Annotated in this window: 19 protein-coding genes; 4 read left to right on the top strand and 15 right to left on the bottom strand. The window is 62.2% G+C overall.

From position 1 onward, the window contains the following. Nucleotides 1–31 precede the first annotated feature (31 nt). On the top strand, nucleotides 32–1,246 hold the full coding sequence (locus FPZ54_RS13525; RefSeq protein WP_145848014.1) for a bifunctional alpha/beta hydrolase/OsmC family protein: 1,215 nt from the start codon (nucleotides 32–34) through the stop codon (nucleotides 1,244–1,246). After that, entirely contained in the window at nucleotides 1,243–2,001 is a 759-nt protein-coding gene (locus tag FPZ54_RS13520) for a ZIP family metal transporter (protein ID WP_145848012.1), read from the top strand. The genes FPZ54_RS13525 and FPZ54_RS13520 overlap by 4 nt, the downstream gene beginning before the upstream one ends. Here the strand turns inward: FPZ54_RS13520 and FPZ54_RS13515 are convergent. From FPZ54_RS13515 to FPZ54_RS13485, 7 genes are all read right to left on the bottom strand, one after another. Beyond that, entirely contained in the window at nucleotides 1,952–3,541 is a 1,590-nt protein-coding gene (locus FPZ54_RS13515; RefSeq protein ID WP_222428307.1) for an FMN-binding glutamate synthase family protein, read from the bottom strand. The genes FPZ54_RS13520 and FPZ54_RS13515 overlap by 50 nt on opposite strands. Continuing rightward, nucleotides 3,538–4,698, bottom strand: a complete 1,161-nt coding sequence (hisD, locus tag FPZ54_RS13510; RefSeq protein WP_239019580.1) for a histidinol dehydrogenase — start codon at nucleotides 4,696–4,698, stop codon at nucleotides 3,538–3,540. The genes FPZ54_RS13515 and hisD overlap by 4 nt, the downstream gene beginning before the upstream one ends. A gap of 242 nt (nucleotides 4,699–4,940) precedes the next feature. Continuing rightward, nucleotides 4,941–5,927, bottom strand: coding sequence for a carbon-nitrogen hydrolase family protein (locus tag FPZ54_RS13505; RefSeq protein WP_145848006.1), 987 nt, complete (start codon nucleotides 5,925–5,927; stop codon nucleotides 4,941–4,943). 119 nt (nucleotides 5,928–6,046) lie between these two features. Further along, nucleotides 6,047–6,508, bottom strand: coding sequence for a DUF417 family protein (locus tag FPZ54_RS13500; RefSeq protein WP_186456770.1), 462 nt, complete (start codon nucleotides 6,506–6,508; stop codon nucleotides 6,047–6,049). Nucleotides 6,509–7,145: 637 nt separating this feature from the next. Further along, nucleotides 7,146–7,433: a hypothetical protein gene (locus FPZ54_RS13495; RefSeq protein WP_145848002.1), complete on the bottom strand. Its 288-nt coding sequence runs from the start codon at nucleotides 7,431–7,433 to the stop codon at nucleotides 7,146–7,148. Between the two features lie 479 nt (nucleotides 7,434–7,912). Next, nucleotides 7,913–8,650 (bottom strand): DUF1223 domain-containing protein, encoded by a 738-nt coding sequence (locus FPZ54_RS13490; protein WP_145848001.1) that lies wholly within the window; start codon nucleotides 8,648–8,650, stop codon nucleotides 7,913–7,915. Further along, nucleotides 8,647–9,492 carry a glycoside hydrolase family protein gene (locus tag FPZ54_RS13485; protein WP_145847999.1) on the bottom strand — a complete coding sequence of 282 codons (846 nt, stop codon included), beginning with the start codon at nucleotides 9,490–9,492 and terminating at the stop codon, nucleotides 8,647–8,649. Before FPZ54_RS13485 ends, FPZ54_RS13490 begins: the two co-directional genes overlap by 4 nt. Nucleotides 9,493–9,994: 502 nt before the next feature. Between FPZ54_RS13485 and FPZ54_RS13480 the strand changes: the two genes are divergently transcribed. Further along, on the top strand, nucleotides 9,995–10,630 hold the full coding sequence (locus FPZ54_RS13480) for a sigma-70 family RNA polymerase sigma factor (protein WP_222428385.1): 636 nt from the start codon (nucleotides 9,995–9,997) through the stop codon (nucleotides 10,628–10,630). Between the two features lie 21 nt (nucleotides 10,631–10,651). Here FPZ54_RS13480 and FPZ54_RS13475 read toward each other — a convergent pair whose 3' ends face one another. Further along, entirely contained in the window at nucleotides 10,652–11,641 is a 990-nt protein-coding gene (locus FPZ54_RS13475; protein ID WP_145847997.1) for a helix-turn-helix domain-containing protein, read from the bottom strand. A gap of 569 nt (nucleotides 11,642–12,210) precedes the next feature. On the opposite strand from FPZ54_RS13475, the gene FPZ54_RS13465 reads away from it, so the two are divergent. Further along, entirely contained in the window at nucleotides 12,211–12,588 is a 378-nt protein-coding gene (locus FPZ54_RS13465; RefSeq protein WP_145847995.1) for a DUF417 family protein, read from the top strand. 410 nt (nucleotides 12,589–12,998) lie between these two features. Here the strand turns inward: FPZ54_RS13465 and FPZ54_RS13460 are convergent, their stop codons facing one another. The 7 genes from FPZ54_RS13460 to FPZ54_RS13430 all read right to left on the bottom strand — a co-directional run bounded on the left by FPZ54_RS13460 (nucleotide 12,999) and on the right by FPZ54_RS13430 (nucleotide 23,161). Further along, nucleotides 12,999–13,592 (bottom strand): M16 family metallopeptidase, encoded by a 594-nt coding sequence (locus tag FPZ54_RS13460; protein ID WP_145847993.1) that lies wholly within the window; start codon nucleotides 13,590–13,592, stop codon nucleotides 12,999–13,001. 247 nt (nucleotides 13,593–13,839) lie between these two features. Continuing rightward, the gene (locus FPZ54_RS13455; RefSeq protein WP_239019579.1) at nucleotides 13,840–14,364 is read right to left on the bottom strand and encodes a MarR family winged helix-turn-helix transcriptional regulator; all 525 of its coding nucleotides are present in this window, start codon (nucleotides 14,362–14,364) and stop codon (nucleotides 13,840–13,842) included. 220 nt (nucleotides 14,365–14,584) lie between these two features. Continuing rightward, nucleotides 14,585–17,386, bottom strand: coding sequence for a TonB-dependent receptor (locus FPZ54_RS13450; protein WP_145847991.1), 2,802 nt, complete (start codon nucleotides 17,384–17,386; stop codon nucleotides 14,585–14,587). Between the two features lie 537 nt (nucleotides 17,387–17,923). After that, the gene (locus tag FPZ54_RS13445; RefSeq protein WP_145847989.1) at nucleotides 17,924–19,048 is read right to left on the bottom strand and encodes a DUF2817 domain-containing protein; all 1,125 of its coding nucleotides are present in this window, start codon (nucleotides 19,046–19,048) and stop codon (nucleotides 17,924–17,926) included. Nucleotides 19,049–19,072: 24 nt separating this feature from the next. After that, complete coding sequence (locus tag FPZ54_RS13440) at nucleotides 19,073–20,188, bottom strand: alpha/beta fold hydrolase (protein ID WP_145847988.1); 1,116 nt, start codon at nucleotides 20,186–20,188, stop codon at nucleotides 19,073–19,075. Beyond that, nucleotides 20,185–20,601, bottom strand: a complete 417-nt coding sequence (locus tag FPZ54_RS13435) for an OsmC family protein (RefSeq protein ID WP_186456768.1) — start codon at nucleotides 20,599–20,601, stop codon at nucleotides 20,185–20,187. Before FPZ54_RS13435 ends, FPZ54_RS13440 begins: the two co-directional genes overlap by 4 nt. Nucleotides 20,602–20,689: 88 nt before the next feature. Then, nucleotides 20,690–23,161, bottom strand: coding sequence for a TonB-dependent receptor (locus tag FPZ54_RS13430; protein WP_145847984.1), 2,472 nt, complete (start codon nucleotides 23,159–23,161; stop codon nucleotides 20,690–20,692). Between the last annotated feature and the right edge of the window lie 20 nt (nucleotides 23,162–23,181).

Genomic DNA, 23,181 nt, shown 5'->3' with positions numbered 1-23,181 from the left:
ACACGGAGGGCCAGCTAGGAGGAATGTACCAATGCGCTCGGAAAGTATCTCGTTCAGGAACGCCGACGGCATCGAACTAGCCGGCGCGCTCGATCTGCCACCCGGGAAACCGCGGGCGTTCGCACTGTTCGCGCATTGCTTCAGCTGCTCCTCTCAGAGCCACGCGGCCAAGCGGATTGCGCAGGCGCTGACGCTTCATGGCATTGCGACGCTGCGCTTCGATTTCACCGGGCTCGGCATCAGTGGCGGCGAGTTTGCCGACAGTCATTTCGCGGCGAATGTTGACGATCTGAAACAGGCGGCGCGATATCTGTCGGACAAATGGCGGGCGCCGACTGTCCTCATCGGTCATTCACTCGGCGGTACCGCCGTGATCGCCGCTGCGGGAGACCTGCCGAGCATCAAGGCCGTCGTGACGATCGGCGCGCCGTTCGATCCCGCGCATGTTTTGCAGCATTTCGGGTCGAGCATTGACGAGATCGAGCAGGTGGGAGAGGCGGACGTTACCATCGCCGGTCGTACCTTCACCGTTCGCAAGGACTTCCTCGATGCGGCGCGGGAGCAGGATCAGGGGCGGCGGCTGGCCGAACTGAAGTGCGCCCTGTTGGTCATGCACTCTCCGGTCGATGAAATAGTCGGGATCGACAACGCGCGGGAGATTTTTGAGGCCGCCCGTCATCCCAAGTCCTTCCTGTCGCTCGATGGTGCCGACCACCTGCTGACGGAGAAAAGGGACGGCGAGCAAGCCGCTACGTTGATCGCATCCTGGGCTGAACGCTACCTCGGCCTGGCCGATGAGGTCGCGATCGAGCTCGAAGGCAGTGTCCAGGTACGCTCAACCGACGGCAAGTTCCTTCAGGACGTGGTTGCGGGGGAGCATCGCTTCGTTGCGGATGAGCCGGTGCGATTGGGAGGATGGAATGCAGGACCCACGCCCTACGACCTGCTGCTGGCGTCGCTGGGAACATGCACCGCTATGACGATCAAGATGTTTGCCGCGCGCGAGAAGATCCCGCTGGAGGATGTCAGCATCGGGCTGCGCCACGATCGCGTTCACGGGGAAGACTGCGAGGCAAACCAAGGAAAGATCGAGCGGATCACCCGCCATGTGGAACTGACCGGTTCGCTGTCGGACGATCAGCGCAAGCAACTGATCGCGATCGCAGATCGCTGCCCCGTACATCACACGCTGACATCGGATTTGCGCATCGAGACGCTCGATGCGGTGGGTTATAAGAAGCGATGACTGACGCGATTGTCGTCGGGTTATGGGGCCTGGTAGCGGGAAGCGGGCTTCTTGTCGGCGCTGTCGCAGCCGAGATGTTCTCCAAGAAACTGAGGCACCGCACGATCGCGGCCGTCATGGGCTTCGGTGCAGGTGTCCAGCTTGCCGTGGTTGTGGGCAGCCTAGTCGGCGATGCGATCCGGCTTGATACGGGTCTGTGGGCGATCACGGCGCTGCTCGCCGGCGCCGCGATGTTCAGCGGCATCAACTGGTATCTGGCGCGTGCCGGCGCGAAGAACAGGAAGCGCTGCGGTGGGTGTGTGGCGCAGCCAACCGAAGAACAGCATCGCGGAAGTGGGACCGCGATCGCCGTGGGGTCCGTGCTGGACGGCATTCCCGAGGCGCTCGTGATAGGGCTGTCGGTGATGGCCGGGGGCGCGCTTGGCGTGGGCGTGATCGCCGGCTTCTTCCTGGCCAACGTGCCGCAGGGCTTGTCGAGCGCCGCGGGTATGAAGGCGGCGGGCCGATCGCGACGCTATATCTTCGCAATCTGGACAGGCATTCCGCTGCTGATCGGCGCGAGCGCGGCGTCCGGTAATCTGATCCTGGGCGCGGCGGCGGCGGAAGCGCCGGTGATCCTGGCATTCGCTGCGGGCGCGGTGCTCGCGATGCTGACCGAAACGGTGATCCCCGAGGCGGCGGACGATGCGCCGCCGTTCATCGGGTTCATCGCCGTGGGCGGCTTTCTTGCTTCGCTTCTACTGGTGCAGCAGTGATCGGCCGCGTTGGGACGGGGTACGCCGGGTACAGCTCGTCCATCGGTCGGGATGCACCGTCCTGGCCGACGATCCGGACGTGTAGGCGGCGCAGTCGCCGGGAATGCGGGACGCCGCAGCTGTGCGCGATGGTTTCCACGTCATGCTTCAGGTTGGCGCAGTAATTCGCCACCCGCAGCGACTTTTCGGTCGGATCCAGGCCCATCTGCAGCCGCTTGTCGTGTGTGGTGATGCCCGTCGGGCAAGTGTTCCTGTTGCACTTGAGAGACTGGATGCAACCCAATGCGAACATGAACCCGCGCGCGGAATTGACGAAGGTCGCGCCTGCGCAGAGCGCCCAGGCGACATCGGCCGGGGTGGTGAGCTTGCCCGAGGCGATTATCGGGATGCGCTCGCCCAGCCCGTGTTTGTCGATGATGTCCCGCAACAGCGGCAGGGATTCGCGGATCGGCAGGCCGACATTGTCGATCAGCGCCATCGGCGCGGCGCCTGTCCCCCCGTCGCCTGAATCGAGCGTGAAGAAATCCGGTCCGTCGCCGCAGGCGGTGATCATCGCCATCAGTTCGTCGATCCAGCCATATGCGCCGACCACCGCCTTGATCCCGACCGGCTTGCCCGACAGCGCCTTGATCCGGGCGACGAAATCCAGCAACTCGGCATTGCTGTTGATCTCGGGATGGCGGTTGGGGCTGTTCGAATCCTCGCCGGCCGGGATGCCGCGGATTTCTGCGATCTCCGGCGTCACCTTGATCGCCGGGAGGATGCCGCCCTTGCCCGGCTTGGCGCCCTGCGACAGCTTCACCTCGAACATCCTGACCTGCGGCATCGCGGCCAGTTCGCGGACTCGCTCTTCGTTCAGAGTGCCGTCGGCGTGGCGCACGCCGTATTTGGCGGTGCCGATCTGGAACACGATGTCCGCGCCGCCTTCGAGATGATGGTCGGAAAGGCCCCCTTCGCCGGTATTCAGCCAGCATCCCGCCGCATGAGCGCCTCTGGACAAGGCACGTACTGCAGGTGCCGACAACGCGCCGAAGCTCATCCCTGAAATATTGAACAGCGATTTCGCCAGATAGGGGTTTGGCGAATCGGGACCGATGAGGAACGGCGGAGGCTCCTCAATATGGTCTTCGAGCGTCGGGTACGGGCAGTTTACGAATATCGGTGTGCCCGTTTCGCGGATGTATTTGGTCGATCCGAATGCCACGGTCTGGTCGGCACTTTTGGACGCCGCCTCCACCCATGTCCGGTCGGCACGATTGAACGGCAGCTCGTCGCGATCCATCGCGAAGAAATACTGCCGAAGGAATTCCCCGAGACCAGACAGAATATACCGCAGATGGCCGATAACCGGGTAATTGCGGAGGATGGCATCGCGCCGCTGTCGCCGGTCCAGTGCGAAGACGACGACCAGCGCCAGAAAGGCGAGACCGATCGCGAACACGAACACCGTGGAAAGCGCGTCCAGCGTATGCATCACGGGGGCCGACAGGAAGTTGATGCCGTGTGCGGCCCGGATCGCAAGCGCCCGGAAAACCGTCAAGCCGCCGACCATTGACGCAGCTTGTCGACGCGAACCTGCGCGGCCTTCCTATGACCGTCCAGCCCCTCGCTGGCACTCTGGCGCGATGCGGGCGGGCCGACCTTCAACACCGCTTCGTTCTCGAGCCATTGATGCGTGGCGATCTTGACATAGCTGCCCACCCACAGACCGCCGGTGTAATGGCCGGCACCCGCCGTCGGGAGCGTATGGTTTGTACCCACGGTCTTGTCTGAATAGACCACGCTCGCATTTTCGCCGATGAACAGCGAGCCGTAGTTGCACAGCTTGGCGGCGAGGGCGTGCGGGTCGCTGGTGTGGACTTGCAAATGCTCGGCGGCGACATGATCCGAATAGGCGATCATCGCCTCCTCGTCCTCGCACAGGACGATCTCGCCATAGTCTTCCCAGCTGGCGCCAGCGATCTCTGCGGTCTCCAGCGTTTCGAGTTGGCGCGTCACTTCCGTCGCGGTTCGCTCGGCCAATGAGCGGTCGGTGGTGATCAGGCCGACACGGGTGCGAACGTCGTGTTCAGCCTGGGCCAGCAGGTCGGTGGCGATCAGGCGCGGATCACCGCTCGCATCGGCCAGCACGAATATTTCCGACGGGCCGGCCAACTGATCGATGCCGACGGGACCGAAAACCTGTCGCTTCGCCTCGTTAACGAATGCGTTGCCCGGGCCGACGATCTTATCGACCTGCGGTATGCTGTCGGTTCCGAACGCCATCGCCGCGATCGCCTGCGCGCCACCGATACGAAAGATACGGTCGGCACCAGCCAGATGGCAGCCAGCGATCATCGCGTGATGCGCGTTCGGCGGTAGGCAGGCGATCACCTCGCGGCACCCCGCAACCTTCGCCGGTACGATCGTCATGATCGGAGCGGAGAGCAGGGGAAAACGGCCGCCGGGCACATAGGCGCCGATCCGCTCGATCGCGATGACCCGGTGGCCCAGATGCAGGCCGGGCAAGGGTTCGATATCAAGCGGCAGGATCGTTGCGAGTTGTGCTTCTGCGAACCGGCGGACATTGTCGATGGCGAACTCGGTGTCGGCCCGGGTCTGGGAATCAAGCTCGGCCACCGCAACCTCGCGGTCCGCCGCTGGAACTTCGGGCTCTTTAACGTCGATCTTGTCGAATTTGACTGAATATTCGCGCACGGCGGCATCGCCGCGCTTCCGAACGTCCGCCAGGATGCGCTCGACCAGTTCCGCACGTCCTGCTGATCACCCGCCCTGTGCTGCTTCGGCGCCTTCACATAGCGGGTCGTGTGCTCGAAGCCCTTGGGTGCTGTATCAGCCATTCCGTCTTCCTCTTTCTTGCCGCGACCTGACGCTGGCGAATGCCCGTCGATCGCAAAAGACTTCTGCCGCAGCGCGTCAGCCGGTGCTCGTGGAATTGTCTATGGTGCCGTAGGCGGAGGGGGTTGGGATCCTCCGCCGAACACCGTGTCCGATCGTGGACGCGTATCCACCCGCAGTTCGAACACGTCCGGGCGGGCATAATGCCCGGAGACGTCCAGATAGGGGGTGCGCCGACGCAGTTCCGCGATGTCCAGCGACGCCCAGACGATCGGCTCGCGTTCCGCAGGTTCGCACAAGAAGGTGGCGTCCGGCGCGATGACGGTGCTCCCGCCGTTCTTCAGCAGCCGCTCACTGCTCATCGTCTCGAGCAGTGAGCGCGCCCGCCGGTCGCCGCCCGCATGGTCGAACCCGTCGAGCACGTCGTCGAGTGACAGCGCGCATCCTGCGGCGATGACCACGCACTGCCCTTCGAACGCATAGCTGCGGCTGACCAGCAGGTGGCGCCATTCGACCGATGGCCACTGCGCCACATGTATATCCTCGGCGCGCGCATGCATGGCGGCGCGAGCGAGCGGCATCCAATGTTCCCAGCAGACTAGGCTGCCGAGCCGGCCATAAGGGCGCTCCACGACGTCCAGCGTGCTGCCGTCGCCACGTCCCCACAAGAGACGCTCGCCATGGGTCGGAACCAGCTTGCGGCGCGCATAGCGACTGCCGTCCGCGCCGAGCGTCAGCGTGGTGTTGTAGAGGGTCCTTCCGGCGCGCTCGTGCATGCCCATCACGACATCGGCGCCTGCGTCGGCCGCGGCCTTCGCCAGCGCCGCGATCTCGGCGCCATCACGCTTTGCCGAGTTCGCGAAAAGATGCGCGAACAGCGCGTCGGCGCCCGGATGCTCCCAGCGCGCCACCTCGTCTGCTTCGTCCACCCAGATCGGGTAGCCCGGTAGCCACGTCTCCGGAAACACGACCAGTCCTGCGCCGTCACGCCCCGCGTCGGCGATGATTTCGACCGCTCGCGCGGTCGAAGCGGCAAGATCTAGGAACACGGGCGGGCGCTGGACGATCGCAACCGTTAGCCGATCCATCACAGGCCGCTCGCGATCGTCTGCTGGGGCGCTCGGAAGGGGCGCCGTCGTATGTGCCTCCGGTTTATCCATTTGCTGCAGCATCCTCGTGACATCATCGCGGAACGTTAGGAGCGGCGCTACGAAGCCAACTGCATGCGACGCAGGCCATTGACTGCGATGGCAAAACACCCAGCCAACAGCACAGCGTCTTTGATCAGGAACTGTCCGATCGTACCGAGAAACGGCGCTCCATAGCCTGGCTGCCAGAATGCCGGTGCGCCAAAGGAGAAAGTAAGCGTGATGCAGAAGGTGGCAACGCCCATCGCACCACCCACGAAGCTTGCTCGTGCCGAGAATGCGCCAAGAGCAATCAGGGTCCCAGTAATCAGTTCGACAGTCCCGATCGCGTTGCTCGCGCCGCGCTCTCCCCAGAGCGAATACATCCAACTGAACAAGGGATGCTTACCAGCGATCATCGCTACGCCCGTAGCCTCGTATTCTGCAAACTTCGCGGTTCCGAACAACGTAAAGATCAGAACGATCGTCCAGCGTAGACCGGCAATGACCACAGCATCGCCCGGAGGCTTGGGTAAATTCATGCTCATTCTCCCTTGCGGTTCCATTCGCCACATCGGGTCGAATGGTTACAGTCGGGACGCCAGTCTCTGTCGATGCACGTCGACGAGGGCGACCTGTTGCCCATGGGCGGGGATGCAGTCGCGGATCCGCTCACGAACCCTGTCGATGCTCCGCTTCAAGGGAAAGAATTCCAGAACAAGCGCATACGCCCTCTGGGGAGCACGGCGCCAAGCAAGGTGGCAGACGGTCGATCGTCCATGGCGCGATCGCGAAGCTGCTTCCTAATCGCTTCGCCCCATCCGCTGGGAATAGATCCCAAGATTATTGACCAGAACCTTCCCAGCTAGACGCGGGGCGATTGTTTCTCACGCCTGCATGGGCGTGAGTTTTGAGACGCCGTTCTCATTCACAATCACCCATCATTTTCGAAAAAGCGGAGCGGCTGGTATTGGCGGCATCGGCATCGGCCCGCACGATGCCGAAGGGCGATAGCAACCGCGATGGGCGCGGCGCGTGTCGCTCAGCGCATCGCGGTAGCGGCTGCGATTTCACCTGCCCGATCAGGACGACCGCGCACGTTGCCCCCCATCGTGGTGATCGTCGGTGGAGAAGCTTGGGAGGAGCCGGCGACGGTGTGGCCGACTCCTCCCACGGCATTCACTGCTTCGGCGCGTCGGCGGCCATCGCGTCGTTGCCGCCCTTCGCCATTGCGTCGTCCATCGCCATGGCATCATCGGAGGACATGGCATTGTCGCTGGCCATCGCATCGCCGGTCGTCATTGCGTTGTCACTGGTCATGGCGTCGTCAGTCGCCATGGCGTCGTTGCCGGTCGACATCATGGCATCGTTGCCAGCGGTCGACGCGCTATTGCCGCCACATGCGGCGAGGCAGAGCGCTGCGGTGAGACCAAATGCTAGGCCACCGATATTTTGCTTGAGCTTCACGGAAGGATCTCCTGTTCGTGCCTTGCAATGAATTCGTCGCCCGGCGGGAAGGCACCACCCGCCATGCGCGAGCACGGTGCTCCGCGGATTTCGTAATCGATCTGGTCGCGCTCAACCTCTGCAAGATTCACGCTTCAACGCAGACGAGGGACGCTGCTGCGGCGATATGGCTGTTCCCGGGTAGCGAAACGCGCGCCGCATAAGGAATGGCGAAGGCAACGCAAGTCGCAGGCCGCTGGCTACGCGGTGTGCCACTGCGCCAATGGCGGTCGAGCGCCAGGTCATGCGTTGCACTCCTTCGGCAAGATACCTCATGCGCCGCCGCGATCTGTCGCGGCGGCGCATGCGGATCGGCTGGCTTTGGGAGCAGAATTTGCCGGTCGATCCTCAGTTCTTTTTCGTGCGGGATCGGCGGATGGTTACAGACATCCGTCGCACGGGCGGAGTATTTTCGAAAAGAACGCAAAACCGCAGCGTCGCTAAGCCTTCACAGCGCCGATGATGGCACCGCCCTTGCCGTCCTGAACCAGAATTGCCGTGCGAAACCCGTCACGCGGCACCGGCAGCGAAAAGCTCGTCGCCGCGCCTGTCCACTGGCCCAATCGCGTCAGCTGGCGGACAATATTGCGGTGCGGCAGGGTACGCCCGCCATTCTCCCCGGCCCGGATCGGTACATTGACCGTTCGCGGATCGTAGCGCACCATCCATATTGTCGCACGACGTGCCGCGCGGCCTGCGCCGATATGCACCTTGCCACCAGAAACCGACACGGACGGCCCCTTGATGCTGGACGCGGCGATCGTCTGGTTGAGCTGCGCGCGGTTGGATCCCACCAAGTCGCGCTGGCCATTCACATAGACCTGGGGCGTCCAGACCCGCGCGCGCCCGCGGCTGCGCGCATATTCCCACTGCCGCTCGGTGAACTGTGGTGATGCGAAGCTGTCCTTCCACCCCAGCTGGTCCCAATAGGTCACGCCATAGGAAAGCGCCAGGACGTTTGGCTGGCCGGCAATCGCGTTGACATTGGCGGCGGCGGGCGGGCAACTCGAGCAACCCTGGCTTTGAAAAAGCTCGACGACGGTCAGTCGCGCGGGTTCGGGCGGCGCTCTGTTGCCAACCGGCGGTCTCACATCAGGGGAACGTTGCGCGTTGACCGTCAAGCCCACGCCACCAAGCGCGAGCGCGCCGATCGCTGCTGAAAGATAGATCGATTTCATGATTCACTCCCTGTTACCCGATACCGGCGGACGCCGGTTGCACGGCGGCCGGGTGGCGTGACGTGAGGACGCGTAGGTGTCGACCTGAACGGATGCGGTTCACGGATGCCCATTCGAACGTCACGAATGCGCGCCGCAAATGCCGATCTGAGTCGGAGAAATAGTTCGCGACCCCCATCTTCAGTCTCCACCGCGGACGATGCGAAGGCGATGTCGGCATCCTGTCCCAAGCGCTCGCGTTCCGGCGAATGCAGCGGCGCGTCCGACCGCGCGACGATCTGGGAAAAGTCCCGGCTGGACGCCGCCCAGCCGATGCGCCAGCGCGCCGCACGGTCGGCACCGTTATAGATCAGCACCGGACGATCGGTGCCGGCGCCGATCACGGGGCCAGGGCGAAGGTGCCAATTATCCCAGCTATCGGACCGCGGTGCGATCAGCAAGTCCGCCGGATCGCTCCACGGATCATCGGGCCGACCGGCGTCGACTTGGCCGACCAGCGACGCGCCATCACAGGCAAACTCGAAGAACAGCCGCCATCGGTCTCCAATCTGAACCACACTTGCTTCCTTGGGATCAGCGAAGCGTGACGGCCAGGGTTCAATCGCAACGCCAACCGTGGCCAGGCGCTTGGAATCGGGGCCACGGGCATAGAGCAAACGCCCCACCCGCTCTCGCTCGTTATAGCCGGTATGCCACAGGAGCAGCAGCCCGTCATGCTGCATGACAGTCGGATCCTCGCACCCGTCCAGATCGGCCAAGTCGGGCCCGGGGAATATCACCGGCGCCTCGTCCATAGTGAAATGCAACCCGTCGTCGGACATTCCGAACCAGACTTCGGCCATCTTGAGGCGCGGGTCGTCGTCGCGCCTCGGGACGCACCGCGCATCGGGTGAAAACGGTCGTTCGCCCGCCAGACGAATGGGCTGAATGGGTACGTGTTGGCCAGCCAATTGGGCGGGGTCAGCGTGCCCGGCGTGACCGCCTGTACGGTGAACAGGGGACGGCCGCTCATGCCTTGACTCCTTGAAATGCGTTCACGCTGATCTCCTGTTCGCCCGGCGACGCGAGGGGACAGTCTGTCTCGCATCGGGCGCCCGATCCTGCGGCCCGTTGCGTCGCATCCGAGGCCTGCCGGGGCCACTCGCGATGGTAATGCCGACGACGGATCTTGCTGTTCCATTCGTTGCGGGGGGCGTTGACGTTACATCCGTGCGGCCAGTTCGGTTTTGCCCGACGTCGCCGCCGCCTATGCGACTATTTGTTCGCCGGGCGCCGCAGGTCTCATTTTATGTGCGTCAAGCATATAAACATAGATCCTCGGCAGTTCCCGCGCGTATCGCAGTGATGCACGATTCATCCCTGAACGGCGGTCAATCTTTGGCGAATGAACTGCAGCGCGGCGAAGCGGGCCCGGCCACTGGACGCGATCGAAGTGGCTCGTCGAACTGCGACGATCGCTGGAGTATTTTGATGGCGTTGGCCCAACGGGGCGACCGCAGCGCCTATCGCACGCTGCTTCAGGAAATCTATCCGTGGCTGCACCGCTTCTTCGGGCGGCGTTTCCCACCGATGCAGGCGGAGGATGCAGTGCAGGATGTGCTCGTCGCGCTGCATCAGAAGCGGGACACTTTCGAGCCCGGTAAGCCATTCCGGCGGTGGCTCGCGGCGATCGCGCGGTACAAGCGCATCGATTATCTGCGGGCGCATTATCGCAACAACCTTGACGCCCTGCCCGACGGCATTGCCTCGGACGGCCACGAAGCGCCCGTGACGAGCGCCATCGTGGTGTCAACGATCCTCGCACAGCTGAAGCCTGCGCAGGCCGATGCGATCCGGTTGGTCAGGCTTGAAGGATATAGCGTGCGGGAGACCTCCGCAGCGACCGGTCAGTCTGAAAGCCTGGTGAAGATCAACGTTCATCGCGGCCTGGGGAAGTTCGCGACGATGATCGCTGCGTCGGAGATGGAATCGTCCGCATGACTCCCGGCTGACGCAGCGATCCTAACGCACGCAGCGCCGATATGCATCGGGCGTCACCATGAGGGTGCGTCGAAATGCCCTGGTCAGGGCGGCCTGGCTCGAAAAACCCGTCGCCGCAGCGAGCTCTGCCGTGGCCATGCCGCGCTCGATCGCCCGCCGAGCATCCTCGACCCTCAGCCGTTCGAGATATTGCCCCGGCGTCAGACCCGTCGATTGCTGAAACGCGCGATAGAAATGCGCCCGGCTCAGGCCCGAAATGTGGACCAGACTTGAGAACGATATGTCGGTGGCGCGATGCTCGGCGATGAACTCAAGCACCGCGCGCAGCCGCCACCCGGCCAGGCCGCCCTTGATACCGTTTGCAGTGGCTCCGGCCGCACGGTCGATATTGCGGGCAGAGGCGCGGCGGACGAGCGCCAGGATCAGGCTGGTCAGCAGCGTGTCGTAGTATAGCTGGCTTTCGTCTCCCGCAGCGCAGATCTGCAGCATCTCGATCATCAGGCTCGCCAACAGCGGATCGGCGAACCCTACCTGATCGGCAAACTGGACATCGAGGCGCGACAGTCCGCTTTCGGCTTGCACAATCTCCGCAAATACAGCCGCGCCGATCGTCAGATGGATGTAATCAATCGGCCCCTCTGTGCGCCAGCGCGCGGACTGGCCCCGCTGGAGCAAGGTCAGGCTGTCGCGCTCCACATCGAACGAGTCCCGCCGCCCGTCACGGACGCGATGCACCCGCTTGGCACCGCCACGATGCAGACACAGGACGTCGTCGAACAGCGCGGGCTGCACAACCTCGGCGGGGGTCTCGCCAAAGGCCGCGATGCTGGCGCGATGGGCGTCGTTCGCCATCGTCGTGTCGCCTGTCGATCGGGCACGCAGCGAGGCGTGCCAATCGGCAACCGAACAACTAGTCTGATCCATACCGCCCCCGGATCGGGTGAGCATTGCCCGCACCGTCGCCTGCCAGCTGGTCGAGCCACACAGCCTCGTGCCGATGATGCTCCGCATACGCTGCTGGCGAGACGTAAGCTATCGTCGGCGAGATTTTGGTGCGACCGAGCGCACCGCATCTCGCCACCGGCGGTCGGTGGTGCGCGGCGCCGGATTTCCAGCGCGTTGGATCCGAACGCGCACCCATCGTTCCGGTTGAGCGGGTAGCGGTCGGCATCTGTCCGATGCCCTTGACCGACCCAATCGAACCACGGAAAAACCGGTGATCTCGGTCCCGTCGAGACGGCAGAAGGTCGGCGAGGTAGAAATGTTCTACCGCGAAGCGGGTCACGCCCGCGCACGTGTCTTCCTGCTCCTTCACGGCCTTCCCTCGGACAGCCACATGTTTCGCGATCTGATCCAGCACCTCGCCGACGCTACCGGATCATCGCGCCGGACTTGCCCGGCTTTGGTCAGACGAAGTCGCTGCCGCGCGGCCAGTTCACCTACAACGGACACGGGCGATCGCACATGCGATGACCCGCGCAGCCCAGCCTCATTTGACAGGAAAAATCGCGCTGCAGATAGCTCGAGCATTGTAAATTTATATGCGCTGCGCATACACTTGTGAATAGCGGTGTTGAGGTATGGCCGACATCGCCGACGGAAGCGACGATCCCTTGTCGAGACCGGCTGCTTCGGGCGCTGCCAACGCTATCATCGCAGCGGGGCGCATCGTTGCGATGACAGGTATCCTCCTGCCGTTGTTCAGGATCGGCTATGTGAAATTCACGCAGTATGAAATTGAAGGGCTGAAGCCCCTGATCAAGGGCACGCCCTGGCAGTCATGGCTGCGCGGGTTTTCGGCTTTACCGGAGGAGCTACCGGTTCGGCGTGGTCGAACAGCTTCCGCGTTCCTTTTTGTCGCATCGGTCTGGTCGCCGCGCTTGGGCGTTGCGGCCGGTGCGCGAGGTACGCTGACGTTCGCTGCGACCACGTCGATCCTGTTCGCCGTGCCGGTTTGAGAGCCAGCTTCCCGATGAATTTCCGTTCCTGAGCCGGGGGCGCCATTCCTGATTAGCGACGTTGCGCTGCTCGGCATCAGTCTGCTCGTTCTTGGCGGGAACCTCCCGTGGGCCGGTCGACCTTCGGCCCTTGACCTGCTGGTCGATTGCAAATGCCGGATGTCGCAGGCATGACTGACTTCATCGCGATCGGGCTAAAGGGCTTGATATCGGGCAGTGGGCGGCCGATCAGCGCGCGGGCGTATCGGTCGCGCGACGGCGCTCGTCCGCCAGCAGCATGAGTGCGCATGCCGCCCAATCGCGGTCGATCGGAGCAATGCCAAGGCCGGGGTCGACGAGACGAGCCATCGACCAGAAAGAAGGGGTCGAGCCCTGACGAGCCTGCCTCAACTGCGCTGGTCGCCACGCTTCTAACGCGACCGGGTGCCGTCGGAATTATATACCATGACTTCGCCCAGGTTGAGCTTTCGCACGCCGGCCTCAATCTTGGACAAGTCACCGACCACGAACCAAGTCAGTTCGTTCGAACGATAGAGGCGCGAGGCGGCTTGGCCAATCGCCTCCGGGGTCAGCGCCTGAATGGTCGGAACATACTTGTTCCAATAGTCAGCAGCGAAATTGAAGCGATAGGCGTCATAGTACAAGGCGTAAGCCCCGGTTGGGCTCTGGAGCGATGACGACAGGCCAAGCAGCATCGCATTCTTCGCCACGGTGATCTCCTGGGGGGAAGGCGGCCGCGATGTGCCAAGTTCCCGGATCTCGCGGTCGATTTCGCGCATCGCGTCGGCAGTCTTGTCGGTCTGGACCGCAGAGCCGATACCCAGTTCCCCAATCAGCGGCGCGCTGCCGAGTTCGGCCTTTGCGCCGTACGACCAGCCCTTTTGCTCACGCAAATTGAGGTTGAGACGGGACAGGAAGCCGCCGCCCAGAACGGTATTCGCGACGTCCAATACTTCGAAATCAGGTGACGTCCTGGCCGGCTTTGCCTTAACCCTCCGACCGATATTTCCTTGTGTTTAGGGAAGCCACGTACGCTCAGACGGCCCGGACCGGGTTTTCCGACGATCCTGCTCACGTCATTTTGGAATATTGACGCCATAGCATGAGGACGTCACCGCCATTACAACTTGGCATTCAGCGGACCAGCTCTGCATTACCTCCGCAAGGCGCTTTCGCTAACAGGACCATACAGATGAACGGTGCCCATGGAAGCGTCCAGCTCGCGGGCCGCTTGCACTTCCGGTCGGCCCGCTATTGCTGCTGCCGCGCGCGCTGCCGCAATTCCGCGCTGATCGGGCATTCAATACACGCCGCCTCACAGCATAGTCGGCATATTTGATAAGCGTGCTCGAGCCCCAGCAGCCGTGCGCGAACAACCTTTTGGGACAGGGCACCCAACAGTTCGAGTTCAGCGTCGCTAAGTACCGATAGGCCGTCGGCAATCACGCGATCCCTTGCCGCCAACACTTCAACGCTCGCCGCCGCGCCGGACCTCGTGAGGTACAACGACCGCGTGCGGCCATCACTGCTATGCGCGCGCCGCTCGACCAGGCCTTCGGCGACCAGGCGATCGACCAGGCGCACCGCGCCAGCATGGGACAAGCTTACACCGGCAGCCAGCGTCCGGATTGAAAGCCCCGGCTCATGCGCCAACAGTGCCAGTGCGGAAGCGATCGGCCCGGCTTCACGCGCCTGCGACTGGGTCGAGCGGTGAATATCGTCGCTGATCATCAGCGCGAATGCGCCGAAAATGTTTCTTTCCCGCGCTGCATCCATGCAATGCTGCATATGGGAGCAAGCCCCGACCGGCAAGTTTCGCCGGCCATGTCGCTTGATCCAACCAGCGAGCCAGTGTTTAAATCCAGGAAAGGATGCGCGCGAAAGGTCGCGCCTGAGTGCCGCGTTGTGGTCCGGGGCGCTCGTTCCGAGCGCCACGGGCTTGGAAGCGCCCGGCGCCGACGCTTATCAAGCGCCAGCGCCGGGGACACATATTGGATCAGATGCGCGCGCGGATGCCGACGGTGTAAATCGTGTCGTCAAACCGGATGTCGCGCGTGAACCCCGTCGGGTCAAAATAGCTGCGATACTTATTGCCCAAGATGTTTGTGCCGCCGACGTCGACGCGCAAATTCTTGTTCAATTCATAGCCGAGGCCGAAATCGAGCCGCCCACCCGGTCGCACATAGTTGAGGTTGACCGGCGTCGCGTCGGTCGCAAGCTGCTCGTCGCTGACCGGCCGCACCAAGTTAAGACCGGTGGTCTCCTGATCGAAATAGCGCGAGCGATGGGTATAGATGACACGACCCGACAAGCCGAATTTCTCATAGATCAGGCCAGCGTTGAAGTTGTACTTGCTGACGCCCTGAAGCGGCAGCCCGGCCAGCGAATCCCCGCCGCCAACTTCAGAGTCGGCATAGGTGAAGTTGCCGGACACGCCAAATCCGGACAGCGCGCCTGGCAGGAAGTCGAAAAATGCCTGGCCGCTGACCTCAACGCCCTTGAGCGTTGCCTGGCCGACGTTGCGCGGACGGGTGATATTGTATCCGATGCCGTCGATTTCCTCCAGCGTAGGCGAGCTGATCACGCGGTCGGTAATATCGCGATAATAGCCGGCCACCGCGACAAAGCCCGTCCGCCAATAATATTCGACCGTCGCGTCGAAGCTTTCCGACTTTTGCGGACGCAGGTCGGGATTGCCTGCCGAACCCGAATTCTGAACGTTCGGATTGGTCGCGACTATGTAGTTCAGGCCCGGATTGAGCGCACCAAAACCAGGACGGCGGATGGCCTTGGAATAGGTCGCTCGCACCTGAAGCCCGCCGCCCAACTGAAGCCGTGCGCTTGCATTGGGCAGCACGTCGACATCAGAGGTCTTCGCCACGACCGGCGTAACGACGTTACTGATAACGCCGGCACCGGCGATCTGCCGATCGGTCAGCGTCGGTCGAACGCCGACGGTGCCGTCGAGCACCACCGGGCCGCCCAGTTCGAACTCGTAATTCGCCTGAATATAGCCGGCGAAGGTGCGCTCCTTCGCATCGAAACGGCGCTCCGGCTGGAAAGCCGGGTCACCCAGAGCGACGCCATAGATCGCGCGAAGCCGGTCGCGGCCCGCTGCCGATCGCAGATAATCGGGATTGGGCGACAGCCTTGGCGCGCCGCCGTTCAGCCGTGGAATGCCGGGCACTTCGACCAGAAAGTCCGCCGGCAGGTCCAGCGAGCTGAGCAACGTGACCGAATCGCCGCCTGGCGCCGCGCGGTTAACGAGTGCCTGGTTCGACACCGCGCTGCGATCGGCGAAGCGCAGGCCGAACTGCAGCTTGGGAATGAAGCCGCCGACATCGAACTCGCTGTCCATCCGCGCCTGGAACAGCGATCCTTCCTGGCGATTGAAGTTCTGGTTGAGGCCGTTGCGCAGCCGGAAATCCGTCGGATCGTTCAGCGGATTGCCGACGAACTCATATTGCGCATTGAGATCGACATTGCTCTGCACCTGCACCTGCGCGAGCCGCTTGCCGATGTCGACGATGACGACATTGTTGGTGAAGGTCGATTCCTGATAGGCGAGGTCGAACTTCACACGGCCCGGTCCCCGTTCGAAGATGAACCCGCCGCCGATCAGGTAATTGTCGGTCTGCTGGTCGCGCGCCTGCGTGCTGACGAACGACGTGGTATTGCCATAGGTCGCGCTGTCGATCTCGCACAGGTGCTGCAACTCGAACATTGGCACCGGATTGGGATTGGTTTCTGTCGGCTGCGGGTTGATTTGCTGCGGCGTCGGATTGAATCCGGCGGGATTGACCCGCGCGCGGAAGCAATTGTCGTTTGCCACAACGTTCGAAATCGTTGTTCCCGCATTGAACAACTGCGCCTCGACGAACGCCGACTGTTGCTTGGCGCGATAGCCGGCATAGAGACCATCGACATAGACTTCGAGCTCGGGCGTCGCCTGCCACTGCAGCGCCGCATTGGCCTGGGGCCGTTCGTACCAGCCATATTCGTTGAGGCCGCCCGCGACGTTCTGCGAGGCAAAGCCCGGCAGGTTGAACGGCGCGATCGCGGTCGACCGGCGGACCGGTGCATAGAGATAGGGGCGGTTGTAGTCGGTGTGGCTCCACGACACGTTCAGCAGGGCGCCGATCTCGCCGACGCCGGTATCCCAGCGATCAGTGACGAGCAATCCCAGCTGCGGATTAAGCTTGTCGACGTTGGTCGCATAGTTTCCGCGCACGGTGACGACGATCGCAGGGTCGTTGAACTTGAACGGCTTGTTCAGCTGAAGATCGGTTACGCCCGCGATCCCGCCCTCGATGATGTCCGCAGTTTGCGACTTGATGACATCGACTCGCGCCAGCGCTTCGGCTGGCAGATCCTGGAACGAGAACGACCGGTCGGTGGTCGAGAAGAACTCACGCCCGTCGAGCGTGGTCAGGATGTCGCCCAGGCCGCGGATGACCACGCCGGTGATCTCGTTGTTGGCGCCAACCGTCACCTGTACGCCGGGCACACGCTGCAGCGCGGCGGCGGTGGTCGGGTCGGGGAATTTGCCGATTTCCTCGGCAACGATCGAGTCAACGACGCGCGGTGATTCCCGCTTGATCTCGGCGGCCGCCTCCAGGCTGCGACGAATCGTGCCCGTGATCACGATTTCCTCTACCGAGTCAGCCGGCTGCGGCTCGCTCGCATCGGTTTGCGCGGCGGTCTGCTGCGCTGGCGCTGCGGCAGCTTCTGCAATCACGAACCCTGCGACCAGCGGAAGCAGTGATACCGAAACGAGCGCTCGCGTCGTCTTTCTCATGATATTTCCTCACCTGTTCGCCGCATCGATACCGATGCGTGTCCACCGCATTATTAATCGGATAAGTCATACGCGTCAAACGCACTTGCTCGCGCATTTTGGAGCGGCGGCTTTGCCCTGCTTAGTCGAGCTTCCAGGCCTGCCCGAATGCCTGGGCCGACACGGTCCGCGAATTGCGTCGGTCGAGATGTGGGATGTGGCGTAGCCTGCCGTTCAGGTCGGCAAGGTCTGGGCCGTACCGGCGACTGCTTGCGGCACGGGCGATGCGACCGCTCCCTTGACGGGCTGTCATTGGCGAGCCGCGGCCAAAGATTCTGCCACGTGTGATCCGGTCCATCATCAGCACGGGCATGTTCGGGGCGTTGGGCCGGCGGGCGTGATAGACATCCAGTGATGCCTGCGTCCTGGACAAGGGTCACATTATGCCCGGCCTGCGCCAGATGGAGTTCATTGTGAAAATCGGACCGGTATCGCCGCAGGTGTAGCGCCCCCACTGTATCCATCGCATCCTGCCGCACGAATGCTGGAGGCGATCATCTACCGCGCGAATTCTCTGAAAGCGGGTGCAATGATGCGCCACCCGTTTTCCAGGACTTTGTGGTTCCATTCGATTTCGTTCGGATAGAAAAAGCGCAGCGCTTCGGCGCGCAACCTTTCGACGCTGTTGGTTTCCGCACCGTCGGGAAGGTTGCGGAGCCAACGGTCGATCCAAAGTGATTTGGCGGCTTCGATCGGCGCAAAGGTGCCGAACTCGATCACGGCGCCGGCTAGAACACTGCCGAACGTCAACGCTGTGTCCTGCGCAGCCTGCAACAGCAGGCCAGAATAATTTGGCCGCGCCCCGCTGCGGAACGCGGCGTTCGACGCAGCCAGCGCCGCCTCGCCCCACCATGAAAGCACGATGTTGTGCGCGGTGGTGCCTGGGGGATCGAAATTCAGAATGACCGGCTCACCATATCGACCGAGGCCAGTGTGCAGGTCGATCCAACCGATCTTGTCCCTGCCGCCCAGATATTTCGACCATATCGATCGCATCGTGACGTTGGACCATTGTTCGCCAAGCCCGCCGAATCCAACACCGTCAGTCTGGAAATACTGACCGCATTGCAGTGCGTCTGCGGCTGCCTCGAGCCCGTGGATCTCGGCTAATTCACTGAACCCGGCTATGATTTTTTCCAGGTCAGGGCCCTTCACAGTAGAATACGTGCTTAAGCGCTGAATGTCGGGGGCAAGCGAATGCTCTGGAGGCTTCGCCCCGAAATCGATGAAATTGCGATTGAGATCGACCTGATTCTCGTTGGTGCGACTGAAATACGCCCAGCCATAAGGGTTTACCCCATGGACGAACAGCAAGGCAGTGTCGTCTGCTTCGCCCATAAGTTCGTCGAGCCGACGCATCGTATTCAGTTGGACCGCACTCCCGGCAAAGCCCTCACATCCATGCGTTCCGGACGACAGCACGAACAGCCGCCGGGCGTCTCGCGGTCCGAAGAAGGCAATGTCGATCGCCAATTCGGATCCATCCGGGCCCCGGCAATCGGGATGGAGATGGCCTTCAACCTGCGCACCGATGCGTGTTGCCGTCGCCAGGAATGCCTCACGGCATTGCGCGTACGTTTCGAAGAATATCGGCGCATCGGTGCCTTCATGGGAACGGGCCATGAGAATCCTTTATCGATTAAAGATTCAGGAATGCGAAGGCGATTGTTTCGCCCGCGCTACGTGGTCGACTAGCGGCCTGACACGGGTCCGCAGCAGTTCTTCAAAGAACGCTGGCTTCTCGAGCGGCCCACCATGGGCCAGGTCATCAACCTCGATGAATTCCTTTTGGGGCGCGTCCAGCGTATCGAAATAGGCACGCGCCGTCGGCGTGGGTGTAAACAGGTCATACTGGCCTCCGACCATGATGATCGGACAGTTGATCCGTGTTCCCTCGGTCCGCGCACTGAACTGCGGAAGCTCGGCGAGTGACATGCCGAAGGCTTTTGTCTGGGCGGCCATATTGACGAGAGCCGTCAAGTCGCGCCAGCGATAGTCCGGGGATCTAAACGCGCCCTGCAGCATGTCGATGAGCAGCCCGTGCCTTGCCGCGCGGTTGGCGAAACCCAGCTTGGCATACGCCTTTCGGACCGCGACGAGTTCGCCAGGCACCAATGGGGCCTGACCATAATCGGGAATGGCCGCAAGTGCTTCAACGATCTTTCTCGCGTTTCGGCGCTTCGCCTCCTTCAGGACGGTCTCATATCCGTACCGCTCCGATTTCATGAAATTCGAAACCTGGCCGATGGCGACATAGGCGGCGAAGCAATCCGGCGCACGCCGAACCATCTCGATTCCCATCACCGTCCCCCATGAGTGACCCATCAGGATGATCGGCACGCCTGGGAACCGGGCCTGGAGTTGTGCGACCAGATCGAGGCCATCCGCAACAAAACCATCGATTGTGGGCGCTTCCTCCCCGATGCCGCTTTGCGCAAGCGTCTTGCCGCCAAGCCGCTGGTCCCACTGCACAACGGTGAACATCGTTTCCCAAGCGCGCTGAAACTCATGTGCCCGCGGCATCATTGGCCAACCGGGTCCGCCATGGAGATATAGCAAGACGGGGTTGCCAGTATCAGTGCCGCGGATTTGCACCGCCTGGCGAACGCCGCGAACATTCCAGAAGGCGAGTTCATCGACGTACCGCGGACCCGACAAACGCCGCTTGCGAGCGACGGATGCCTGCAGCAAGATGCGCAATAATGTGACACATATGATGATCAGCGCAATGATCACCAGCGTGATTCCGAAAGTAACGATCATAGCGCCGGCGCTGTCTCGACCGTTTTGACGGTGATCATAATTGCGGACGAAAGTGAATTGGTAACGGTGCAGACTTTTTTCGCGTCAGCCAGCAGGCGTTGCTGGCGCTCTACACTTATCGCGCCGCAAAAATGCGCGAATATTTCCAGAGTATCCAGCCCCTTGCCGATAAGCGGACCGGCAGGCTTGTGACCTTTGACGACTAGCTCGACGGCTAAAACGGGCCAGGCGTGATATCGCATCATCGCGATACACGATTGGCCGAAGCAAGACCCGACAGCTGCGAGCAGTTGCTCGACCGGCGAAGCCGCCGCGACATCTAGGTCGCTGTCAGCGAACGCGAAGCACGCCGGACCATCCGGCTCCACTATGGTCGAAATCGACCAGGATTTTGGGTCGGTTGGTTTAGCCAATGACATCTCTCCTCATCATTCCCGCCTGCTTTCGACCAGGCAGACCAAGCGAGTGCGCAGAGGGTTGCAAGCGCACTACGGGGGGCACTCAGAAGTCGTAAGCGATGCTCGCACCGATCGTCCGCGGCCGGATCGCCTGGATATCGCTCGAATTATACGGACTGATGGCCAGCCAACCGCGAGAATCACCCACATTGTCCGCATAGACCTGCAACTTCCACCGGTCGGCTCTCAGCCCGGCGCGCAGATCGACTTTTGTGTAGGATGGCAGGGCCCGACGCACCGTAACCTGACCGTTCGGGAAGTTGTTTTGCCGACGATCAATATAGCTGGCCGACCCGCCGAAAAATACCGCCATGCCATTACCCACCTGGAACGCCTGCTCCGCAGATGCATAGCCGGAGAAATTTTGGCTAAAAGGCAAGGCGTCGCCTGCCGATCCGATCGCCAGAATATTGACAGGAATTTCCTCGGTAAGTTCGGCGCTGTTCCACGATCCCCAGGCTGTTACCGTCAGGCCGGTCCACGGCCTTGCCTCCACAGAGAATTCGACCCCCCAGCTGCGCGCTCTGTTACCGTTCACATAGACCGTCGTTTGCGCAGACGGGTTGAATGTCTGAAGCTGGATGTCGTCCCAATCGATATAGTAGACTGACAGGTCATAGGACATCGCGCCGCCAAAACCGCGGCCCTTCAATCCAATCTCGTAATTGCGTGCCTTGTCGGGCTTGAATGTCGGCAATGAGGTCGGCGTCGGGCTGGAATTAGGCCCGCCTGCGCGATAGCCCGATGCAAAGCGAGCATACAAATTGAGATCGGTCGCCAGCCTGAGCCGAGGCGTCACCAGATAAGTAAACGCATCATCCTCCGGCGTGGAACGGGGCGGGATGAAGGGTGGGCTCGGAATAAACAAACCGTTCCACACCTGACCGAAACTCTGGTCGTAGCGCGCATAGCGGCCACCGAACTGGATATCGAACACCTCCGACAACTTCACTGTGAGGTTGGAGAAGACGGCATATTCATGAAAGTTGCCGGTCGAGACCGTATTATATCCATCTGCCACGGGCCGCTGCGCGACCGGGTCGTAAAGCGAGACGAGCTCGTGATATTGCGTGTCCTCGGCCGTGTAGAAGCCACCGATCAGCCAATCGATCGCAGCGCTGACCGGTAGCGCCAGCCGCAATTCCTGTGAGAATTTATCGGTGCGAATGTCCGCAGCATAGCTAAGCGGGCCAAGAAAGGCGTTAACCCCCAGATCGACGGTCGAATCATTGCGATATCGGCTATATCCGGTCAACGACGTGATCTCTGCAGAGCCCAGTTGCAGCGTCGCAACCGCGTTTAGGCCGCTGAAATCGAGATCGGATCCTCCGGTATTGGCCTTGAGCGCCTGTTGCAGCGTTCCTAGTGTCGTGTTGACGATCGAGGCACCGTCATGCGTGCTGTGCTGTGTGAAGGCGCCGATGCGGATGCTAAGATCGTCGCTGGGGCGCCACAGCGCGCTGACTCGGCCGCCATAGGCATCGACGGCGTTTACGTCCCGCTGGCCGGTGGCGACATTGTCGATATAGCCAGGTTCGTGTCGGCCGAACCCGCTGACGCGAAACGCCAGCGTGTCTCCGGCGGGAACGTTGAGCGACGCGCGGCCGCTATAGCCGAGCTCGCGGCCACCTTCGGTATGCAGCACGCCGGCTTCAAGCCGGGCTTCATAGGCGCGGGTCGACGGTGCCTTCGTCACGTACTTTATCAGGCCGCCAAGCGAGCTTGAGCCATAAAGCGTCCCTTGCGGACCCCGCAAAATTTCGACGCGCTCCAGGTCGCCGGGATCGATATCCGGAACGAGCGCGCCGCCGCCCCAGAAACTGGACGAACCAAACGGGATATCATCGATGACGATTCCGACACTGGGATTGCTGAAGCCGGACGAAATGCCCCGAATGGACACTTGCGCCTGATCGCCCGAGCCACCTTTTGTAAGATTCAGTCCGGGTACCGACGAAAAGTAGTTCTCGAGGCGGGCCTGGCTGGACGCGGCCAACTGGTCGCCAGAAAGCGCCGTCACCGGCACTGGAACGTCAATGAGGTTTTCCGTGCGCTTGCGTGCGGTGACGACAATTTCAAGCGGCAGGCTGTCTATGGTGTCGATCGCCGGGTCGCCGACGGGGGGATCACGCTGTGTGACGGGCTGCGCGAGCTCTGGGGGCCGGGGTGATCGCGTCCTGGTCGCGGCGACGACCGTGAAGCGTTCAGGGCCGGTCGCCAGAAAATGCAAACCGGTTCCGGCGAGCAGCTGGCGCAGCGCCTGTTCAGCCGACATCGCGCCCTCGATCCTGGACACTTTCCGGCCCCGCACGATGGCGGGATCGAAGACAATCTGCGTTCGTGTCTGCCGGGCGAGCGCCAACAGGGCCGAACTGAGGTTCTGCGCCTTGATATTTACCGACTTTGTTGCCGCCGGGAGGGGTTGCGCATGCAGGGCCGATGCGCCGGCAACGAGCGAAAGTGCGGCGACGCCCGCAGCCAGACCGATGGTCACTCTTGGCTTAGTCCAACTCATATGTCCCCCCCCATTCGTTT

Origin of the sequence: Sphingomonas suaedae, from assembly GCF_007833215.1 — a bacterium.
Taxonomy (GTDB): Bacteria; Pseudomonadota; Alphaproteobacteria; order Sphingomonadales; family Sphingomonadaceae; genus Sphingomonas; species Sphingomonas suaedae.
This window is presented reverse-complemented; position numbering and strand designations above follow the sequence as displayed.